15 protein-coding genes and 2 tRNA genes are annotated in these 21,178 nt (G+C 34.6%); 15 read left to right on the top strand and 2 right to left on the bottom strand.

Features of this window, described 5'->3' with window-relative positions:
* Positions 1 to 124: 124 nt before the first annotated feature.
* The 13 genes from ACTJIW_RS11975 (at position 125) to ACTJIW_RS11915 (ending at position 14,670) form a co-directional block, all read left to right on the top strand.
* A tRNA-Thr gene (locus ACTJIW_RS11975) sits at positions 125 to 196 on the top strand.
* A gap of 55 nt (positions 197 to 251) precedes the next feature.
* Positions 252 to 1,439 carry an elongation factor Tu gene (gene tuf, locus ACTJIW_RS11970; RefSeq protein ID WP_012024011.1) on the top strand — a complete coding sequence of 396 codons (1,188 nt, stop codon included), beginning with the start codon at positions 252 to 254 and terminating at the stop codon, positions 1,437 to 1,439.
* Between the two features lie 62 nt (positions 1,440 to 1,501).
* Positions 1,502 to 1,572, top strand: a tRNA-Trp gene (locus ACTJIW_RS11965).
* An 18-nt stretch (positions 1,573 to 1,590) separates the two neighbouring features.
* Positions 1,591 to 1,788 (top strand): preprotein translocase subunit SecE, encoded by a 198-nt coding sequence (gene secE, locus ACTJIW_RS11960; protein WP_008466927.1) that lies wholly within the window; start codon positions 1,591 to 1,593, stop codon positions 1,786 to 1,788.
* Positions 1,789 to 1,798: 10 nt separating this feature from the next.
* Positions 1,799 to 2,350, top strand: coding sequence for a transcription termination/antitermination protein NusG (nusG, locus tag ACTJIW_RS11955; RefSeq protein ID WP_012024012.1), 552 nt, complete (start codon positions 1,799 to 1,801; stop codon positions 2,348 to 2,350).
* 67 nt (positions 2,351 to 2,417) lie between these two features.
* Entirely contained in the window at positions 2,418 to 2,855 is a 438-nt protein-coding gene (gene rplK, locus ACTJIW_RS11950) for a 50S ribosomal protein L11 (RefSeq protein WP_008466923.1), read from the top strand.
* 13 nt (positions 2,856 to 2,868) lie between these two features.
* On the top strand, positions 2,869 to 3,558 hold the full coding sequence (gene rplA, locus ACTJIW_RS11945) for a 50S ribosomal protein L1 (RefSeq protein ID WP_012024013.1): 690 nt from the start codon (positions 2,869 to 2,871) through the stop codon (positions 3,556 to 3,558).
* Between the two features lie 22 nt (positions 3,559 to 3,580).
* Positions 3,581 to 4,084 carry a 50S ribosomal protein L10 gene (gene rplJ, locus ACTJIW_RS11940; protein WP_012024014.1) on the top strand — a complete coding sequence of 168 codons (504 nt, stop codon included), beginning with the start codon at positions 3,581 to 3,583 and terminating at the stop codon, positions 4,082 to 4,084.
* A 92-nt stretch (positions 4,085 to 4,176) separates the two neighbouring features.
* Positions 4,177 to 4,548, top strand: a complete 372-nt coding sequence (gene rplL, locus ACTJIW_RS11935; RefSeq protein WP_008466917.1) for a 50S ribosomal protein L7/L12 — start codon at positions 4,177 to 4,179, stop codon at positions 4,546 to 4,548.
* Positions 4,549 to 4,811: 263 nt separating this feature from the next.
* Complete coding sequence (gene rpoB, locus ACTJIW_RS11930) at positions 4,812 to 8,624, top strand: DNA-directed RNA polymerase subunit beta (RefSeq protein WP_121362078.1); 3,813 nt, start codon at positions 4,812 to 4,814, stop codon at positions 8,622 to 8,624.
* Positions 8,625 to 8,945: 321 nt separating this feature from the next.
* Positions 8,946 to 13,256, top strand: coding sequence for a DNA-directed RNA polymerase subunit beta' (gene rpoC / locus ACTJIW_RS11925; protein WP_012024016.1), 4,311 nt, complete (start codon positions 8,946 to 8,948; stop codon positions 13,254 to 13,256).
* A gap of 11 nt (positions 13,257 to 13,267) precedes the next feature.
* On the top strand, positions 13,268 to 13,579 hold the full coding sequence (locus ACTJIW_RS11920) for a DUF3467 domain-containing protein (protein ID WP_012024017.1): 312 nt from the start codon (positions 13,268 to 13,270) through the stop codon (positions 13,577 to 13,579).
* A gap of 353 nt (positions 13,580 to 13,932) precedes the next feature.
* Positions 13,933 to 14,670 carry a hypothetical protein gene (locus tag ACTJIW_RS11915; protein WP_440714341.1) on the top strand — a complete coding sequence of 246 codons (738 nt, stop codon included), beginning with the start codon at positions 13,933 to 13,935 and terminating at the stop codon, positions 14,668 to 14,670.
* Between the two features lie 83 nt (positions 14,671 to 14,753).
* Here ACTJIW_RS11915 and ACTJIW_RS11910 read toward each other — a convergent pair whose 3' ends face one another.
* Both ACTJIW_RS11910 and ACTJIW_RS11905 read right to left on the bottom strand, forming a co-directional pair.
* Complete coding sequence (locus ACTJIW_RS11910) at positions 14,754 to 16,346, bottom strand: peptide chain release factor 3 (RefSeq protein WP_012024019.1); 1,593 nt, start codon at positions 16,344 to 16,346, stop codon at positions 14,754 to 14,756.
* 148 nt (positions 16,347 to 16,494) lie between these two features.
* Entirely contained in the window at positions 16,495 to 17,934 is a 1,440-nt protein-coding gene (locus ACTJIW_RS11905) for an alpha-amylase (protein WP_440714340.1), read from the bottom strand.
* 475 nt (positions 17,935 to 18,409) lie between these two features.
* On the opposite strand from ACTJIW_RS11905, the gene ACTJIW_RS11900 reads away from it, so the two are divergent.
* Both ACTJIW_RS11900 and ACTJIW_RS11895 read left to right on the top strand, forming a co-directional pair.
* A complete protein-coding gene (locus ACTJIW_RS11900; protein ID WP_012024021.1) occupies positions 18,410 to 19,837 on the top strand; it encodes a peptidylprolyl isomerase in 1,428 nt (475 codons plus the stop codon).
* A gap of 78 nt (positions 19,838 to 19,915) precedes the next feature.
* Positions 19,916 to 20,869, top strand: a complete 954-nt coding sequence (locus ACTJIW_RS11895) for an AAA family ATPase (RefSeq protein WP_440714339.1) — start codon at positions 19,916 to 19,918, stop codon at positions 20,867 to 20,869.
* Positions 20,870 to 21,178: the final 309 nt, after the last annotated feature.

The raw sequence follows: 21,178 nt of genomic DNA, 5'->3' as shown, positions 1-21,178 counted from the left end.
TGAACTTCGCAGGTTCGAATCCTGCTCTCCCCACAAAAAAAAGAAGTTTAAGATTTCGGATTTTAGATTTTAGGTTTTTAAAAGTCTAAAATCAGAATTCAAAAATCTAAAATCAGAACTCTCTGCCGGTGTAGCTCAGGGGTAGAGTGCTTCCTTGGTAAGGAAGAGGTCTCGGGTTCAAATCCCGACATTGGCTCAAGTAAGTAGGAAATTGAAAATTAATATATAACTAAGATTAAAAATTAAGTAAAATGGCAAAGGAGAATTTTAATCGTTCCAAACCGCACTTAAACATAGGTACAATTGGACACGTAGATCACGGAAAAACTACATTAACTGCTGCAATTACAAAAGTATTGTCAGATGCTGGTTACTGTCAAGCAAAATCGTTTGATCAAATCGATAACGCTCCAGAGGAGAAAGAAAGAGGTATTACTATTAATACATCACACGTAGAGTACGAAACAGCTAACCGTCACTACGCTCACGTTGACTGTCCAGGTCACGCGGATTACGTAAAGAACATGGTTACTGGTGCTGCTCAAATGGACGGTGCTATCTTAGTAGTTGCTGCTACAGATGGTCCAATGCCACAAACTCGTGAGCACATCCTTTTAGGACGTCAGGTTGGTATTCCAAGAATCGTTGTTTTCATGAACAAAGTGGATATGGTTGATGATGCTGAGTTGTTAGAGCTTGTTGAAATGGAAATTAGAGATTTATTATCTTTCTACGAATATGATGGAGATAATGGTCCTGTAGTTCAAGGTTCTGCTTTAGGAGGATTAAACAATGATCCAAACTGGGTACCTAAAATTATCGAATTAATGGAAGCTGTTGATAACTGGATCGAAGAGCCAGTACGTGACGTTGCTAAACCATTCTTGATGCCAGTTGAGGACGTATTTACAATTACAGGTCGTGGAACTGTTGCTACAGGTCGTATCGAAACTGGAGTTGCTAACACTGGAGATCCTGTTGAGATCATCGGTATGGGAGCTGAAAAATTAACTTCTACTATTACAGGAGTTGAGATGTTCCGTAAAATCCTTGATAGAGGTGAAGCTGGAGATAACGTAGGTTTATTGTTAAGAGGTATTGATAAAGCTGATATCAAAAGAGGTATGGTTATTATTAAGCCAGGTTCAGTAAAACCACACGCTAAATTCAAAGCTGAGGTTTATATCTTGAAAAAAGAAGAAGGTGGACGTCACACTCCATTCCACAATAACTACCGTCCACAGTTCTACGTACGTACAACTGACGTAACAGGAGTTATTTCTTTACCAGCAGGTGTAGAGATGGTAATGCCAGGTGATAACTTAACTATTGAGGTTGCTTTATTAAGTCCAATCGCTATGAACGTAGGTTTACGTTTCGCTATCCGTGAAGGTGGTAGAACAGTTGGTGCTGGACAAGTTACTGAAATCGTAGAGTAATCTATAATAATAAAAACAAAAGCCAGTTGATATCTTAACTGAATTCACTGGCTTTTTTAATTACGGGCGTAGTTCAAGGGTAGAATAGCGGTCTCCAAAACCGTTGATGGGGGTTCGAATCCCTCCGCCCGTGCAATAAAAAATATATCAAATGACAAAAGTTACTAATTATTTATCAGAGGCTTTCGAAGAGTTAAAGTCAAATGTTACTTGGCCTGCTTGGGCTGAGGTTCAAAAATTGACAATTGTTGTGGCTGTATTTTCGATTCTATTTGCTTTGGCAACATGGGGAGTAGACGAATTTTTTGCAAAAGCTTTGGCTGGATTTTTTAACTGGTTAAAAGGATAATTTTTTTGTGATGGCAGATAATAATGTGAAAAAATGGTATGTAGTTAGAGCTGTAAGCGGCCAAGAAAATAAGGTTAAAGCTTACATCGAAACTGAGATTGCCAGACTAGGGATGGAGGATTATGTTTCTCAAGTTTTAGTACCTACTGAAAAAGTGGTTACAGTAAAAGAAGGGAAAAAAATGTCTAAGGATAAAGTTTATTTCCCTGGATATGTTATGATTGAAGCTAACTTAGTTGGTGAGATACCTCATATTATTAAATCTATTACTAGTGTGATTGGTTTCTTAGGAGAAATTAAAGGCGGAGAACCTGTTCCTTTAAGACTTTCAGAGGTAAATCGTATGTTAGGTAAAGTGGATGAACTTGCTGTGAATACAGATACAAGATCAATTCCGTTCAGCTTAGGTGAAACAGTAAAAGTGATCGATGGTCCTTTTAATGGTTTTAATGGTACGGTTGAGAAAATCAATGAAGAAAAGCGTAAACTTGAAGTAATGGTTAAGATTTTCGGAAGAAAAACTCCATTAGAATTAAGTTTTATGCAAGTAGAAAAAGTATAATTTTTTGTTACACTATAATAAACCATTGTAATCGCTTCCATTGATTACAGTGATAAATTTTTTAAAAATGGCTAAAGAAATTAGTAAGGTAGTTAAACTACAAGTTAAGGGAGGTGCTGCGAACCCGTCGCCACCGGTTGGACCTGCTTTAGGAGCTGCTGGGGTTAATATCATGGAGTTTTGTAAGCAGTTCAATGCTAGAACTCAGGATAAACCTGGCAAAATTTGTCCAGTGCAAATCACTGTGTACAAAGACAAATCATTTGATTTTGTTGTTAAGACTCCTCCAGCAGCAGTTCAGTTAATGGAAGCTGCAAAGCTAAAATCTGGTTCTGGTGAGCCTAATCGTAAAAAAGTAGCTAGCGTTACTTGGGAACAAATTAGAACTATTGCTGAAGACAAAATGCCAGACTTAAATGCTTTTACAATTGAAAAAGCTATGAGTATGGTTGCTGGAACGGCTAGATCTATGGGTATAACTGTATCAGGAGATGCTCCTTTTTAATTAAGAAAAAGACATGGCAAAATTAACAAAAAAGCAAAAAGAGGCTGCTTCAAAAATTGAAAAGAACAAATTATACTCTCTAAAAGATGCCGCGGCATTATTGAAAGTTGTTGCTTCTGCAAAATTTGATGAGTCTGTTGATATCGCAGTTCGTTTGGGTGTAGATCCAAGAAAAGCGAATCAAATGGTTAGAGGTGTGGTAACTTTACCTCACGGAACAGGAAAGGATGTTAAAGTATTAGCATTGGTTACTCCAGATAAAGAGGCTGAAGCAAGAGAAGCTGGAGCAGATCATGTTGGTCTTGATGATTACTTACAAAAAATCAAAGATGGTTGGACAGATGTTGATGTGATCATTACTATGCCTGCTGTTATGGGTAAATTAGGTCCATTAGGTCGTATTTTAGGACCTAGAGGTTTAATGCCAAACCCTAAAACAGGTACAGTAACTATGGATGTTGCTAAAGCTGTTCAAGAAGTTAAAGCTGGTAAAATTGACTTTAAAGTTGATAAAACTGGTATCGTACACGCAGGAATCGGTAAAGTTTCTTTTGGAGCTGAGCAGATTGTTGACAACGCACACGAAATTATTCAAACATTAATAAAACTTAAACCAACTGCTGCTAAAGGTACATACATCAAAGGTATTCACCTTACAAGCACAATGAGTCCTGCTATTGCATTAGACCCAAAAGCAGTATAATTGGTAGTTAAAAATTTTTAGTATGACTAGAGAAGAAAAATCAATCGCGATTGAAAATTTAACTGCGCAGTTAGCTGGTACAAATATCATTTACATTTCTGATATTTCTGGTTTAAACGCAGAGACAACTTCAAACTTACGTAGAGCTTGTTTTAAAGCAGGTATCAAATTAGAGGTTGTAAAGAACACTTTGCTTGCAAAAGCAATGGAAGCTTCTTCTAATGATTATGGTGATTTACCTACAGTTTTATCAGGTAACAGTGCTATATTTATTTCTGATGTTGCTAATGCACCTGGAAAAATTATTAAAGATTTCCGTAAGAAATCTGATAAACCAGTTTTAAAAGGAGCTTACATCAATTCTGAAGTATATATTGGAGATAACCAATTAGATGCGTTAGCTACAATTAAATCTAAAGAAGAGCTTATTGGAGAAATCATTGGATTATTACAATCTCCAGCTCAAAGAATTATTTCTGCTTTACAAAACAAATTCGCAGGAAGCGAAGAAGAAGGAGCAGAGTAATTATCGTAAGGGAGTTTGCTTCCTTACTGCTTAATTAGCGCACAATAATTAAATTATATTTTTTACACAAATCATTTTAAACGATAGAAAAAATGGCAGATTTGAAACAATTCGCAGAACAATTAGTTAACTTAACAGTTAAAGAAGTTAACGAATTAGCAACAATATTAAAAGATGAGTACGGAATCGAGCCTGCTGCTGCAGCTGTAGTAGTTGCTGCTGGTGGTGGAGACGGTGCTGCTGAAGAAGCACAAACTGAATTTACAGTTGTATTAAAAGATGCAGGAGCTTCTAAATTAGCAGTTGTAAAATTAGTTAAAGAATTAACTGGTTTAGGTCTTAAAGAAGCTAAAGATGTAGTTGACGGTGCACCAAGCAACGTTAAAGAAGGTGTTTCTAAAGAAGAGGCTGAAGGTCTTAAAAAATCTTTAGAAGAGGCTGGAGCTACTGTTGAGCTTAAATAATTAAACTCAGTTTAAGAACTAGGTTTAGGTCTTGAGTTAACACTCAAAGACCTAAACCATTTTTCGTATAATAAAATATATTAAGTTTTATTATCCCATAGTTTAAAATACGAAAAAGTTTTAGATCAATACGAAGAAAGAAAATTGAACTTTTTTTATGTTTTATTTTTAAAGATGTATTGATTATAATAAGAAAGTATAGATTAAACAGTGTGTTTACACAAACAAAAATTACTTTTTTTTAATCAAAATTTTGTCCATTGATGATAACAAATCAGACTGAAAGATTGAATTTTGCCTCTACAAAAAATATCCCTGACTATCCAGATTTCTTAGATGTTCAGGTTAAATCTTTTAAAGATTTCTTTCAATTAGAAACGAAATCTGACGAAAGAGGCAACGAAGGGTTATACAACACCTTCATGGAAAACTTCCCAATTACAGATACAAGAAATAACTTTGTATTGGAATTCCTAGATTATTTTGTTGATCCGCCACGTTATACAATTCAAGAATGTATAGAGAGAGGTCTTACTTATAGTGTGCCTTTAAAAGCTAGGTTAAAACTATACTGTACAGATCCAGAACACGAAGATTTTGAAACAATTGTACAAGATGTTTATCTTGGAACAATTCCTTACATGACTCCTAGTGGTACTTTTGTTATTAATGGTGCCGAGCGTGTTGTAGTATCTCAATTACACCGTTCTCCAGGGGTTTTCTTTGGACAGTCATTCCACGCAAATGGAACTAAACTTTATTCTGCGAGAGTAATTCCTTTTAAAGGATCTTGGATAGAATTTTCTACAGATATCAACAGCGTAATGTACGCGTATATCGATAGAAAGAAAAAATTACCTGTTACAACTTTATTCCGTGCTATCGGTTTCGAAAGAGATAAGGATATCCTTGAAATTTTCGACTTAGCAGAAGAAATTAAAGTTTCTAAAACAGGTATTAAGAAATATATTGGAAGAAGACTTGCCGCGCGTGTTTTGAACACATGGCACGAGGATTTCGTAGATGAGGATACTGGAGAGGTAGTTTCTATCGAGCGTAACGAAATCATCCTTGACCGTGATACAATTATCGACAAAGATAATGTTGAAGAGATCATCGATTCTAACGTAAAATCTATTTTGTTACACAAAGAGGATAATAATCAAGCAGATTATGCTATTATCCACAACACATTACAAAAAGATCCAACAAACTCTGAAAAAGAAGCTGTAGAGCACATTTACCGTCAGTTGCGTAACGCTGAACCGCCTGATGAGGAGACTGCTCGTGGTATTATAGATAAATTGTTCTTCTCTGATCAACGTTATAACTTAGGTGAAGTTGGTCGTTACAGAATGAACAAAAAATTAGATTTAGATATCCCTATGGATAAGCAAGTGCTTACTAAAGAAGATATCATTACAATCGTTAAATATTTGATCGAGTTGATCAACTCTAAAGCAGAGATTGATGATATCGACCACTTATCAAACCGTCGTGTTAGAACAGTTGGTGAACAATTGTCTCAACAATTCGGTGTTGGTTTAGCACGTATGGCTAGAACTATTCGTGAGAGAATGAACGTTAGAGATAACGAGGTGTTTACACCAATTGATTTGATTAATGCTAAAACATTATCATCAGTTATCAACTCTTTCTTTGGTACTAACCAGTTATCTCAATTTATGGACCAAACGAATCCATTAGCTGAGATTACACACAAAAGAAGACTTTCTGCACTTGGACCAGGTGGACTTTCGAGAGAGAGAGCTGGTTTCGAGGTTCGTGACGTTCACTATACTCACTATGGTCGTTTATGTCCGATTGAAACTCCTGAGGGACCAAACATTGGTTTGATTTCATCTCTAGGTGTTTATGCAAAAGTTAACGGAATGGGATTCATCGAAACTCCATACCGTAAAGTAACTAATGGTGTAGTTGATTTAGAAAGTACTCCAATTTACTTAAGTGCTGAAGAAGAAGAAGGTAAAATGATTGCTCAGGCAAACATTGAAATGGACGAAACTGGTAAAATTACAGCTAGCAATGTAATTGCTCGTGAGGAAGGTGACTTCCCGGTTGTTGAGCCATCTGTAGTTCATTATACAGACGTTGCTCCTAACCAGATCGCTTCGATTTCTGCATCTTTGATTCCTTTCTTGGAGCATGATGATGCGAACCGTGCGTTGATGGGATCAAACATGATGCGTCAGGCAGTTCCTTTGATCCGTCCTGAAGCACCGATTGTTGGTACAGGTTTAGAGCGTCAGGTAGCTTCAGATTCAAGAGTATTGATCAATGCTGAAGGGCATGGTACTGTTGAATATGTAGATGCTAATATCATTACTATTAAATACGATCGTACAGAAGACGAGAGAATGGTTAGTTTTGATGCTGATGAGAAAACGTACAACTTAATTAAATTTAGAAAAACCAATCAAGGTACAAGTATCAACTTGAAACCAATCGTAAGAAGAGGTGACAGAGTTGTTCCTGGTCAAGTATTGTCTGAAGGATATGCTACTCAAAATGGAGAATTAGCTTTAGGTAGAAACTTAAAAGTTGCGTTCATGCCATGGAAAGGGTACAACTTCGAGGATGCGATTGTAATTTCTGAAAAAGTAGTTCGTGATGATATTTTTACTTCTATCCACGTTGATGATTATTCATTAGAGGTTAGAGATACTAAGTTAGGAAACGAAGAGTTAACAAACGATATTCCTAACGTTTCTGAAGAAGCTACTAAAGATTTAGATGAAAACGGTATGATCAGAATTGGAGCAGAGGTTAAACCTGGCGACATTCTAATCGGAAAAATTACACCAAAAGGAGAATCAGATCCAACTCCAGAGGAGAAATTGCTTCGTGCAATCTTCGGAGATAAAGCAGGTGATGTAAAAGATGCTTCATTAAAAGCTTCTCCATCTTTACATGGTGTAGTTCTTGACAAAAAATTATTTGCAAGAGCCGTAAAAGATAAACGTAAACGTACTCAGGATAAAGATGCTTTAGGCGCTTTAGAAATGGAGTTCGAAACTAAATTTGTTGAATTAAAAGACAGATTGGTTGAGAAATTATTCTTGATCGTTAACGGAAAAACATCTCAAGGTGTAATGAATGATTTGGGTGAAGAAGTTTTACCAAAAGGTAAAAAATATACTCAAAAAATGCTTTACGCAGTAGAAGATTTTGCTCACTTAAGCAAAGGTCAATGGGTTGCTGATGATGCTACTAATAAAATGGTTAATGATTTAATTCATAACTATAAAATTAAGCTGAACGACTTACAAGGAGCTTTAAGAAGAGAGAAATTCACTATTACAGTTGGAGATGAATTACCATCTGGAATCTTGAAATTGGCTAAAATCTATATCGCTAAAAAACGTAAGTTAAAAGTTGGTGATAAAATGGCGGGTCGTCACGGTAACAAAGGTATTGTTGCTAGAATCGTTCGTCATGAAGATATGCCTTTCTTAGAAGATGGAACACCAGTAGATATCGTATTGAATCCACTTGGGGTACCTTCACGTATGAACATTGGTCAGATTTATGAGACTGTTCTTGGATGGGCTGGTATGAATTTGGGTAGAAAATTTGCTACTCCAATCTTCGACGGTGCTTCTCTTGACGAAATCAATGCTTTGACTGATGAGGCTAATGTACCACGTTTCGGACATACATATCTTTATGATGGTGGAACTGGAGAGCGTTTTGCACAAAAAGCAACTGTGGGTGTAATTTACATGCTTAAATTAGGACACATGGTTGATGATAAGATGCACGCACGTTCTATCGGACCATACTCATTGATTACGCAGCAGCCACTTGGAGGTAAGGCTCAATTTGGAGGTCAGCGTTTTGGAGAGATGGAGGTTTGGGCACTTGAGGCTTATGGAGCTTCTAGTACACTACGTGAAATCTTAACTGTTAAGTCTGATGACGTTATTGGTAGAGCTAAAACTTACGAAGCTATCGTTAAGGGAGAAACTATGCCAGAACCAGGTTTACCAGAATCATTCAATGTATTAATGCACGAATTGAAAGGTCTAGGATTAGATCTTCGTTTGGAAGAATAAATAAAAAGTTTCCAGTTACAGTCTCAGTATTCAGTTTAGCGCTGAACACTGGGACTGAGACTGTTTACTAAATGTTAGAAGTTTTTAAAGATTTATACCCGTAAACCGTTCCGATTTTTTATAACAATGCAAGGCATTTTATAACTAGCACTTCAAATAAAAATTTGAGGTTTAGAGAAGTAACCCGAGGTAGTGTTTTAAGTCAAAAGTTTAAAAGTCCAAAGTCTAAAGTCGTTCATGACTTTATAACTTTATGACATTTGACTTTCGACTAGGATAAGAATCAATTTTTTAATTGCAAATAAATCAATAGTAAAAACTATGATGAATAACAGAAACAATAATAAAGATAAGAATCCAGTAAAAAGATTTAATAAAATTTCTATTGGATTGGCTTCACCAGAATCTATCTTGAAAGAATCAAGAGGAGAGGTTTTAAAGCCAGAAACTATTAACTATAGAACTCACAAACCAGAGCGTGACGGACTTTTCTGCGAAAGAATCTTCGGACCAGTAAAAGATTTCGAATGTGCTTGTGGTAAGTATAAAAGAATTCGTTACAAAGGTATCATCTGCGACCGTTGTGGTGTTGAAGTTACTGAGAAAAAAGTACGTCGTGATAGAGTAGGACACATCAACCTTGTTGTGCCAATTGCTCATATCTGGTACTTCCGTTCTCTTCCAAACAAAATTGGTTATATCCTTGGTCTTCCATCTAAGAAATTAGATATGATCATTTACTACGAAAGATACGTAGTTATCCAAGCGGGTATTGCTAAAAATGCAGATGGAGAATCTTTACAAAGACTTGATTTCTTAACTGAAGAAGAATACCTAAATATTTTAGATACTCTTCCACAAGAAAACCAATATTTAGATGATTTAGATCCAAATAAATTTGTTGCCAAAATGGGAGCAGAGTGTATTATGGATTTATTAGCTCGTATCGACTTAGATGCTTTATCTTATGAATTAAGACACAGCGCTAACAACGAAACATCTAAACAACGTAAAACTGAAGCTTTAAAAAGATTACAAGTTGTTGAGTCTTTCCGTGAGTCTAACGAAAACCGCGAAAACCGTCCAGAATGGATGATCATGAAAGTGGTTCCAGTTATCCCACCAGAATTACGTCCACTTGTGCCACTTGATGGAGGTCGTTTTGCAACTTCAGATTTGAACGACTTATACCGTCGTGTAATCATCCGTAACAACCGTTTGAAAAGATTAATGGAGATTAAAGCTCCTGAAGTTATCTTAAGAAACGAGAAACGTATGTTACAAGAATCTGTAGATTCATTATTTGATAACACTCGTAAAGCTTCTGCTGTTAAGACAGAATCAAACAGACCATTAAAATCATTATCTGACTCATTAAAAGGTAAGCAAGGACGTTTCCGTCAAAACTTACTTGGTAAACGTGTGGATTATTCTGCTCGTTCGGTAATTGTTGTTGGTCCAGAGTTAAAATTATATGAGTGCGGATTGCCAAAAGATATGGCTTCTGAATTATACAAACCTTTCGTTATCCGTAAATTGATTGAAAGAGGTATTGTAAAAACAGTAAAATCTGCTAAGAAAATCATTGACAAAAAAGAGCCAGTAGTTTGGGATATTTTAGAAAATGTAATTAAAGGACACCCAGTATTACTGAACCGTGCTCCTACTTTGCACAGACTTGGTATTCAGGCTTTCCAGCCAAAATTAATTGAAGGAAAAGCAATCCAGTTACACCCATTAGTATGTACGGCTTTCAACGCCGATTTCGATGGTGACCAGATGGCGGTTCACTTACCATTAGGACCAGAGGCTATTTTAGAGGCTCAATTATTAATGTTGGCTTCTCATAATATTTTGAACCCTGCAAATGGTGCTCCAATTACTGTACCTTCTCAGGACATGGTCTTGGGTCTGTACTATATGACCAAAGAACGTATTTCTACAGAAGATCACATTATTTTAGGTCAAGATTTGACTTTCTATTCTGCTGAAGAAGTAAACATTGCATTAAACGAAGGAAGATTAGAACTAAATGCTCGTGTTAAAATTAGAGCAAAAGATTTTAATGACGCTGGAGAATTAGTGTACAAAATCATTCAAACAACTGCAGGACGTGTATTATTTAACGAAGTAGTACCTGAAGCAGCTGGATATATCAATGACGTATTGACTAAGAAAAACCTTAGAGATATTATCGGACACATTTTAAGTGTGACTGATGTACCTACAACGGCAGCTTTCTTGGATAATATGAAAGATATGGGTTATAAATTCGCATTTAGAGGAGGTTTATCATTCTCTTTAGGTGATATTAGAATCCCAGAACAAAAAACGAAGTTAATTGCAGATGCCAGAGAACAAGTTGAAGGTATCTCAACTAACTATAACATGGGTCTTATCACAAATAACGAGCGTTACAACCAAGTTATTGACGTATGGACTTCAGCAAATGCTCAGTTAACAGAATTAGCAATGAAAAATATTAGAGAAGACCAACAAGGTTTCAACTCTGTATATATGATGCTTGACTCTGGGGCGAGGGGTTCTAAGGAGCAGATTCGTCAGTTAACTGGTATGCGTGGTTTGATGGCTAAGCCTAAAAAATCTACTGCTGGTGGTGGTGAGATTATTGAAAACCCGATTCTTTCTAACTTTAAGGAAGGTCTTTCGATCCTTGAGTACTTCATTTCTACTCACGGTGCTCGTAAAGGTCTTGCGGATACGGCTCTTAAAACGGCCGATGCTGGTTACTTGACAAGAAGGCTTCATGACGTTTCTCAAGATGTTATTGTTAACATCGAAGATTGTGGAACTCTTAGAGGTGTTGAAGTTGCTGCATTGAAGAAAAATGAGGAAATCGTTGAATCTTTAGGAGAGAGAATTTTAGGACGTGTTGCATTACAAGACGTTATCAATCCTCTTACTAATGAAGTAATGGTTCAATCAGGCCAGCAAATTACTGAGGCAATTGTGAAAACTATCGAAGCTTCTCCAATTGAAAAAGTAGAAGTTAGATCTCCATTAACTTGTGAGGCTTTAAAAGGTATTTGTGCTAAATGTTACGGTAGAAACTTAGCTACTGGTAAGATGACACAAAGAGGTGAAGCTGTTGGAGTTATTGCTGCTCAGTCTATTGGAGAGCCAGGTACACAGTTAACACTTCGTACGTTCCACGTTGGAGGGGTTGCTGGAGGTATCTCTGAAGAGTCTAGTATTGTTACAAGATTCGCAGGTAGACTTGAGATTGAAGATTTAAAAACAGTTAAAGGTGAAGACAGTGAAGGTAATGCGGTTGATATCGTAGTATCACGTTCAACTGAATTAAAATTAGTTGATGAAGGAACTGGTATCGTCTTAAATACACATAATATTCCTTATGGTTCTAGTATCTTTGTTAAAGATGGAGAAACTGTTGGAAAAGGAACTGTAATTTGTAAATGGGACCCTTATAATGGTGTAATTGTTTCTGAGTTTACTGGTAAGATTGCTTACGAAGATTTAGAACAAGGACAATCATTCATGGTTGAGATCGATGAGCAGACTGGTTTCCAGGAAAAAGTAATTTCTGAGGCTAGAAACAAAAAATTAATCCCAACTTTATTAGTTTATGGTAAAGAAGGTGAATTGATTCGTTCTTACAACTTACCAGTAGGTGCACACTTAATGGTTGAAAATGGTGAAAAAATTAAAGCAGGTAAAGTATTAGTAAAAATCCCTCGTCGTTCTTCTAAAGCAGGCGATATCACGGGAGGTTTACCAAGAATTACTGAGCTTCTTGAGGCTCGTAACCCTTCAAACCCAGCAGTTGTATCTGAAATTGATGGAGTTGTATCTTTTGGAAAAATTAAGAGAGGTAACCGTGAGATCGTTATCGAATCTAAATTTGGTGAGATTAAAAAGTATTTAGTTAAACTTTCAAGCCAAATCTTAGTACAAGAAAATGACTTCGTAAGAGCGGGAGTTCCATTGTCTGATGGTGCAATTACACCAGATGATATCTTAAGAATTCAAGGACCAGCGGCTGTTCAACAGTACTTGGTAAATGAAATTCAAGAGGTTTACCGTTTACAAGGGGTAAAAATTAATGACAAGCACTTTGAGGTTGTAATTCGTCAAATGATGCGTAAAGTAAAAGTTGAAGATCCAGGAGATACTCTATTCTTAGAAGATCAATTGATCCATACTAAAGACTTTATCCTTCAAAATGATAAATTATACGGAATGAAAGTGGTAGAAGATGCTGGAGATTCTTCAGTATTGAAACCAGGTCAGATTATTTCTCCTCGTGAATTGCGTGATGAAAATTCATTATTGAAACGTACAGATAAAAATCTTGTTGTAGCAAGAGACGTAATTACTGCAACTGCAACGCCAGTTCTACAAGGTATTACAAGAGCTTCGTTACAAACTAAATCATTCATTTCTGCGGCTTCATTCCAGGAGACAACGAAAGTACTTAACGAAGCTGCAGTAGCTGGTAAAGTAGATGATCTAGAAGGATTAAAAGAAAATGTAATTGTTGGACACAGAATTCCTGCGGGAACTGGTATGAGAGAATACGATAACACTATCGTAGGTTCTAAAGACGATTATAACGAAATGATGGCTAATAAAGAAGAATACATTTATTAATTAGGGAAACTATGAGTAATCCGAAACAACAACAAGAGCAAATTAACATTGAGTTAGACGAAACTATCGCAGAAGGAATTTATTCTAATCTTGCGATTATTAATCACTCATCATCGGAGTTTGTTTTAGATTTTGTGAGCATTATGCCGGGTATTCCTAAAGCCAAGGTAAAGTCAAGAATTGTCTTGACACCACAACATGCTAAAAGATTATTGAGAGCAATTGGTGAAAATATCCATCGATTTGAAGCAGCCCACGGCGAGATCAAAGAGACAGAACAAGCACCAATACCGCTTAATTTTGGTCCGGCAGGACAAGCATAAATTTTAAAGCCCCATTTTAATGGGGCTTTTTTTTTGCTCTATAATGAAAATTAAATGTAGTTTGTCTGATTTAATTTACTTTAGTCGACAAAATTTCTTTTTGCAGTCCTGTTATTCTAAATTGGCTGTTCCTATGATAGATTAATTTTTGAAATATAATGACTTAGTAAGGTTGATTTAATTCAAAGTTTAAAAAAGCGCTAACCTAATTAGCGCTTTTTTTGTTTTTGAAAATGAAGTGATTAACTTCTTAATTGTAAAATATTTTATTTTCTTCCCAACCTTTTTATAAAAAATATACTCTATATAAGTAAGAGCGATTCAGAAGTTTTTTAACTTAAATAAAGTATACTATGAAAAAGAAATTCACCTTAGAAATAGCAAATCCTTGTTCTGAAAATTTTGATAAAATGATTCCTAATGCAAATGGTTCATTTTGTAATTCCTGCATGAAAAATGTGATTGATTTAAGTAAGAAAACAAATTCTGAAGTTGCTAAATTCATTGCAGAAAATAAAGACAGATCTATTTGTGCGAGACTAAAAACTACACAGTTAGAAGAACAGTTCGAATACAATGAAACTTCTAAAATCAATACTTTAAAATATGCAGCAGTTGCAGCATCCGTTTTATTGGCGTCAAATCTTTCAGCGCAAGAAAAAGAGCCTGTTAAAACAGAAATAAGCTGTACGAAACCTAATGCTTATAAAGTAGGGAAAGTGGCTTATAACCATACTGCAAATCAAGAAATTTCTATAATTATAAAAGGAAAATTACTGGAAGTAAATACAAATAAACCTTTTAACAGAGAAACATACCCTAATTTAATGCTTGCTGTTGACGGTTCACAAAATCCTGTAAAAGTTAATCCTAAAACTGGAGAATTTTCGATAGAAACTAAAATTTTAAAAAACAGTAAATCACTAATGGTTACAATTACCGGAAATGATTATTATCTGTCAAAAGAAATAGATTTCGATTTAAAGTCAGTTAAAAATAATGTTTTGACACAAAATATAATTATTGGAGCAGAAGAACTTACTAAAATCTATATTGCTGGCGGATTAGGAATTAATTACACAAAGCAATAATTAAATTTACATTTTGGGGAATGTAAATGAAAAAGGCTGTCTAAATCATAGACAGCCTTTTGGTATTTTTGATCTAAAGGATATTAATCAAATTCAGATGTAAAGTATAATTTCACAGTAGGATATTTACTTTGTGTCATTTGTATTGTAAAATCAGAATCGGCTAAGAAAACTAATTGGCCATATTTATCATGAGCCAGGAATTTTTGTTTAATACGCTTAAATTCTTTGAATTCTTCATTTTTAGAATCGTCAGGTTTTACCCAGCATGCCTTATGTACAGGGAAGTTTTCATAAGTACATTTTGCGCCGTATTCATGCTCTAAACGATATTGAATTACCTCATATTGAAGTGCTCCAACGGTTCCGATAATTTTACGATTGTTCATTTCTAATGTAAACAACTGCGCTACACCTTCATCCATTAACTGGTCGACTCCTTTTTCTAATTGTTTAGCTTTCATCGGATCGGCGTTGTTGATGTATCTAAAGTGTTCTGGAGAGAAACTTGGAATTCCTTTAAAACTCATGATTTCGCCTTCAGTTAAAGTATCTCCAATTTTAAAGTTTCCAGTATCATGTAAACCAACAATATCACCTGGATATGAGATGTCTACGATTTCTTTTTTCTCAGCAAAGAATGCATTTGGACTAGAGAATTTTAAATTCTTTTTTTGGCGTACATGATAGTAAGGTTTGTTTCTTTCAAAAGTTCCAGAAACAATTTTGATAAAAGCCAGACGATCACGGTGTTTAGGATCCATATTTGCGTGGATTTTGAAAACAAATCCAGACATTTTTTCTTCTGTAGGTTCAACTGTACGAGTCTCAGAATCTTTTGCTCTTGGAGACGGAGCGATTGTAATGAAACAATCTAACAATTCACGAACTCCAAAGTTGTTCAAAGCTGAACCAAAGAATACAGGCTGAATTTTTCCATCTAGATAATCCTGACGTTCAAATTTTGGATAAACTTCATCAATTAATTCTAACTCTTCACGAAGTTTGTTAGCGGCTTTTTCTCCCACAATTTTATCCAATTCAGGATTGTTCTGTACATCAGAAAAGGCAATAGTTTCTTCAATATTTTTACGGCTGTCTCCACTAAAAAGGTTAATATTTTCTTCCCAAAGATTATAAATTCCCTGAAAATCATAACCCATTCCAATAGGGAAACTTAAAGGAGTAACTTTCAATCCTAATTTTTGTTCTACTTCATCCATTAGATCAAAAGCATCTTTACCTTCACGATCTAATTTGTTGATGAAAACAATCATAGGAATATTACGCATTCTACAAACAGCAACCAGTTTTTCTGTTTGTTCCTCAACCCCTTTTGCAACGTCAATTACAACAATTACACTGTCAACAGCAGTTAAGGTTCTAAAAGTATCTTCGGCAAAATCCTTGTGTCCGGGTGTATCAAGGATATTGATTTTTTTATCTTTATAATTAAAAGCAAGTACAGAAGTTGAAACCGAGATACCTCTTTGGCGTTCGATTTCCATAAAGTCACTCGTTGCTCCTTTTTTAATTTTGTTATTTTTTACCGCTCCAGCTTCCTGAATAGCACCTCCAAATAACAGTAACTTTTCCGTTAATGTAGTTTTACCGGCATCAGGATGCGAGATAATTCCAAATGTTCTTCTGCGTTGTATTTCTTTTAAAAAGCTCATATTTTGTATAAATAGGTTGCAAAAGTACTATTAAATACGACTTTATAAAAATATTCACTTCTTAAATTTAGGAAGTCTTTTCTATTGAGAGATTTTTAGAAAAAAAATAAGGCTGTTTTGCAACAGCCTTAGATAGTCATTTTTAAAATTACTGATTAATTGACCAAATTGAATATCCTCTTGGAGGGCATTGTATTTTTACCCATTTGTCAGCCTGAGTAGTTGGGTACCAAGATGAGTTTCCTGTAAAATCTTTAATTTGAGTATTTGCCCAATTGGTTTGAATCCATCTTTCCTGCCACGAGTCAGAATTGTTTATGTAAACAACCAATCCGGGATTTCCGTTGTATCCGTTTCTTCTGGCAACATATTCATCATTATCAGAATATAAAATAGAAGTTGTTCCAGTTGCTTTATTGTTGTGAATCCAGATTAGATTATTAAGTTTGTTCTTGTCTAACCATTCTTCATAATCTCTATAAAAAATTGTTGGATAACCTTCGTGCGTTAATATATAGGAGTAAGCTAACATTTTGCTCCAGATTTCGTCAGTATCATGATTGGTTACAAAAGTTACTGCTTTGTACGGATTGCGTTTCCACATCATATCATCATTTAATAATGCCAGATTATTTCCGTCAAAGGCATCATTCATTTTATAATAACATGCAAAATCAAATACAGAACTATTCGCATTGTTTGCCCAGTCATTTAATACATTTACATTAGAATCCCATAATTCTCCTACAGAAAACCCTCCAACATTAGAATTCCAGGCATTTACAACCCATGCACCAAAACCTTTTACATAGTCGAATCTCCAGCCGTCAAACTTCATAGTATTTTTGTAATATTTACCAACTCCGTCAGCACGCAGCCACAGCCAGTTCTGAACGTTAGGTGCAGCGTGGCATAAATCAGGAAACCCTCCAAAAGAGCCTTCGTCATTATTTCCGTAACTGTTTTTATAAAAATCATTATAGTTACGAGGAAATTTACCCGAAGCAACTCCTGTAAAATTAGTCCAGGTATTTGTTCCTGTAAATGGATTTGCTTCAGATTGTCCGCCGCTGTTATGATTGATTACGATATCTGCATAAACTTTGATATTCTCATTATGAGCAGCTGTAATTAAACTTACTAATTCAGTTTTTGATCCAAATCGTGTTTGAGTGCTTCCGTTTTGATTATAATCTCCAAAATCAAAATAATCAGTAGGATCATATCCCATAGAGAATGCTCCATTTTGAGCTTTTGAAGCAGGTGGGAGCCAAATAGAACCAATTCCGGCATTTCCCCAAGCGGTTACTTTCCCCTTTACAGTATCCCACCAAGTTCCTCCAGCAGGTACATCCCAATAAAAGGCCTGCATCATAACTCCTCCACCTGGGTTATCAACATATTTTCCAGTTAGAGAAGAAGATATTCCTGTACTGAAAGGCTTTCCGTCGTGATGTGTGACATTAATGATTTTAAACTGCTGACTTTCTGTTTTTGAGTCAACATCGTTTGTTTCGTTTTGCGAACAAGAGTACAAAAATCCTGTAAGCGCCATAACAAAACACAATCTTGCAATAGGTTTTTTCATAATAGATGTGGTTAAGGTTAAATTAATAAAGTTTGTAATTGTTTAGTTTTTAGTTTTTAAAATAAGATATTCTTAATTTTTACACGTTTAAATTATCAATTACGCATCTAAAGTAGGAGTTTTTTGATTCGATTTAGTTTTGTAGGAAAATAGTTTTACAACGAAAACGTTGTAGTGTTTAAAACTTTTTCAGAACATTTAAATTTCAGATTTCAATTTAAATTAAGTACATAGTAATTTGTCTGCAGATGAAAAGAATAAACATTTATATATTCGATTTAATTATCATCCACATAATTTTTTGTTAATACTATGGCTGATAGTTGTATTATGTAATTGAATTGTTATTTTTGTTCGTTTTATATAAGATAAAGAAATTTACTATTTGATTTTTCAGAATAACTTTTGAAAGAACAAATAAGGTCTTATTAAATTTTAAAGCACTGATCTTTAACATCCAATTAAATTTAAAATAATGTTATTAAAAAAATTACAGCTAAAAACAATTGATTACAAGTTAGTCTTAACAATGTGTTTTTTACTTTTTTTCACTTCAATAGTTTCAGCTCAGGAAATTATTAAGGATGTTGTAGCTGAAAAGCCTGCAGAACCAGTGCATGGTAAACAAAAAATAGACGGTATTATCGCAACAGTTGGAGATTATATTGTTTTAGATTCTGATATTGATAAAGGTTATTTAGAGATTTCAAGCCAGGGAGGTAATATTAAAGATATTACAAGATGCCAGATGCTTGGTAAACTTCTTGAAGATAAATTATATGCGCATCAGGCTATTCAGGATAGTATTATTGTGAGTGATGCCGAAGTTAGAGGTATGATGGAAGAACGTTTGAATTATATGATTCAACAAGTTGGAGACATCAATAAAGTAGTAGAATACTATAAAAAAAGTTCTGTAGAGGAATTTAAAACATATTTTGCTGACATCTTAAAAGAGCAGAAGTTGGCTTCTGAAATGAGAGATAAAATTGTTAAAGATGTAGAAATAACTCCTGAAGAAGTTCGTAATTTCTTTAGAAAAATTCCTAAAGACGAATTACCAACTTTTGGAGCTGAAATGGAAGTAGCGCAAATTGTGGTAGAACCAAAAGTTTCTAAAGAAGACAAACAAAAAGTAATCGATAGATTAAATGCTATTAGAAAAGATGTTTTAGAAGGATCAAGCTTTGCAACAAAAGCTGTTTTATATTCTCAGGATCCTGGATCTGCACCAAATGGCGGTTACTACAAAATGACACGTAAAACACCTTTTGTAAAAGAGTTTAAAGATGTTGCATTTAGTTTACAGGAAGGCGAAATTTCTGCACCATTTGAAACTACTTTTGGATATCATATTATAATGGTAGATAAAATAAAAGGACAGGAAGTAGAATTACGTCATATATTAATTGCTCCAACCGTTTCTGAAAGCGCTTTAAAAGAAGCAAAAGAAAGAATTGCAAACATTAGAGCTAAAATTGTAAGCAAAGAATTGACTTTTGCAGACGCTGCAAGAACAGAATCTGATGAAAAAGAAACCAGAGCAAATGGAGGAACATTAATAAATCCTAATACTCAGGATACTCGTTTTGAATTGACTAAAATGGATCCAACTTTATACGGTCAGGTTTCAAATTTAAAAGATGATGAAGTTTCTCAGCCGCTTTTAAACACAGACGATAAAGGAAAGAAAACGTATAAGTTGATAACTGTAACTAACAGAATCGACGAACATACAGCTGATTATGCTAAAGATTATACTAAAATTAAAGAATTAGCATTAAAAGAAAAACAAATCAATGCGATAGCAAAATGGTTTGATACTAAGATTAAAGATACTTATATCAAAATTATTGGAGAATACAAAGATTGTACGTTTGCTAATAATTGGTTGAAAAAATAATTTTTATTAAATAAAGAAAAAGAGTTAGTTTTATGAATTCATTAAACTAACTCTTTTTAATTTTAAATATATTCATAAATGTCTGACGTAACAGCAATTCATAATTTAGTTCAGAAACGCACCGAATTAAAAAACGAAATAGCAAAAATAATTGTAGGGCAGGATGCCGTAATTGACGAAATTTTACTTTGTATATTTTCTGGAGGACACGCTCTTTTAATTGGTGTTCCGGGGTTGGCAAAAACGTTAATGATAAATACTTTATCACAGGCTTTAGGTTTAGATTTTAAAAGAATTCAGTTTACACCAGACTTGATGCCTTCGGATATTTTAGGAAGTGAAATTCTGGACGAAAACAGACATTTTAAATTCATAAAAGGACCAATATTTTCTAATATTATTCTGGCTGACGAGATTAATAGAACTCCTCCAAAAACTCAGGCAGCTTTATTAGAAGCAATGCAGGAACGTTCAGTAACAATTGCAGGGCAGAATTACAAATTAGATCTGCCTTATTTCGTTCTGGCAACACAAAATCCAATTGAGCAGGAAGGAACGTATCCTTTGCCGGAAGCTCAGTTAGACCGTTTTATGTTTGCTATTAAACTAGAATATCCAACTTTTGAAGAAGAAGTAAAAGTGGTTAAACAAACCACATCAGATAATAAAGTAGAAATTAGACCATTGTTTACGGCTCAGGAAATTATTGATTTCCAGCATTTAATTCGTAGAATTCCAGTAGCAGATAATGTTATTGAATATGCTGTGACATTAGTGAGTAAAACTCGCCCCGATAATGCGTTAACGAATGATTTTGTAAAAAACTATCTGGATTGGGGAGCAGGGCCGAGAGCTTCGCAAAATTTAATTTTAGCAGCAAAAGCCCACGCTGCTTTTAATGGTAAATTTTCACCCGATATTGAAGATGTAAAAGCAGTAGCAACCGGAATTTTACGTCACAGAATTATTAAAAACTACAAGGCAGATGCAGAAGGAATAACTGAAGAAGTTATTATTAAAAAGCTGATGTAAATTATAATATAATAAATTGGAAAAAGCCTGATAATCTTATCGGGCTTTTTTGTTTTTTATTTGAAATCAATATTAAGAATTTGTCAATTTTGACATGAATAGATGAAGGTCGAAATGACGTTAAAAATTGCAACTATAACGTTATAATTATTTATTTAGAAAGATTCTTTATCAAAATAGGTGTAAAATCTTACTTGCTTCCTAACATTAAATTTCGACTTTGTTAATGAAAAGATTTTAAAATATCAATAATTCATTTTTTTAATACAAAATTGATATTTTAGCAAAAACAAGCAGTGAAAATCGTTT

Origin of the sequence: Flavobacterium sp. 22659 (genome assembly GCF_052044235.1) — a bacterium.
GTDB lineage: Bacteria > Bacteroidota > Bacteroidia > Flavobacteriales > Flavobacteriaceae > Flavobacterium > Flavobacterium johnsoniae.
Note: the sequence above shows the minus strand (reverse complement) of the source record. Positions and strands in the feature narration are given on the sequence as shown.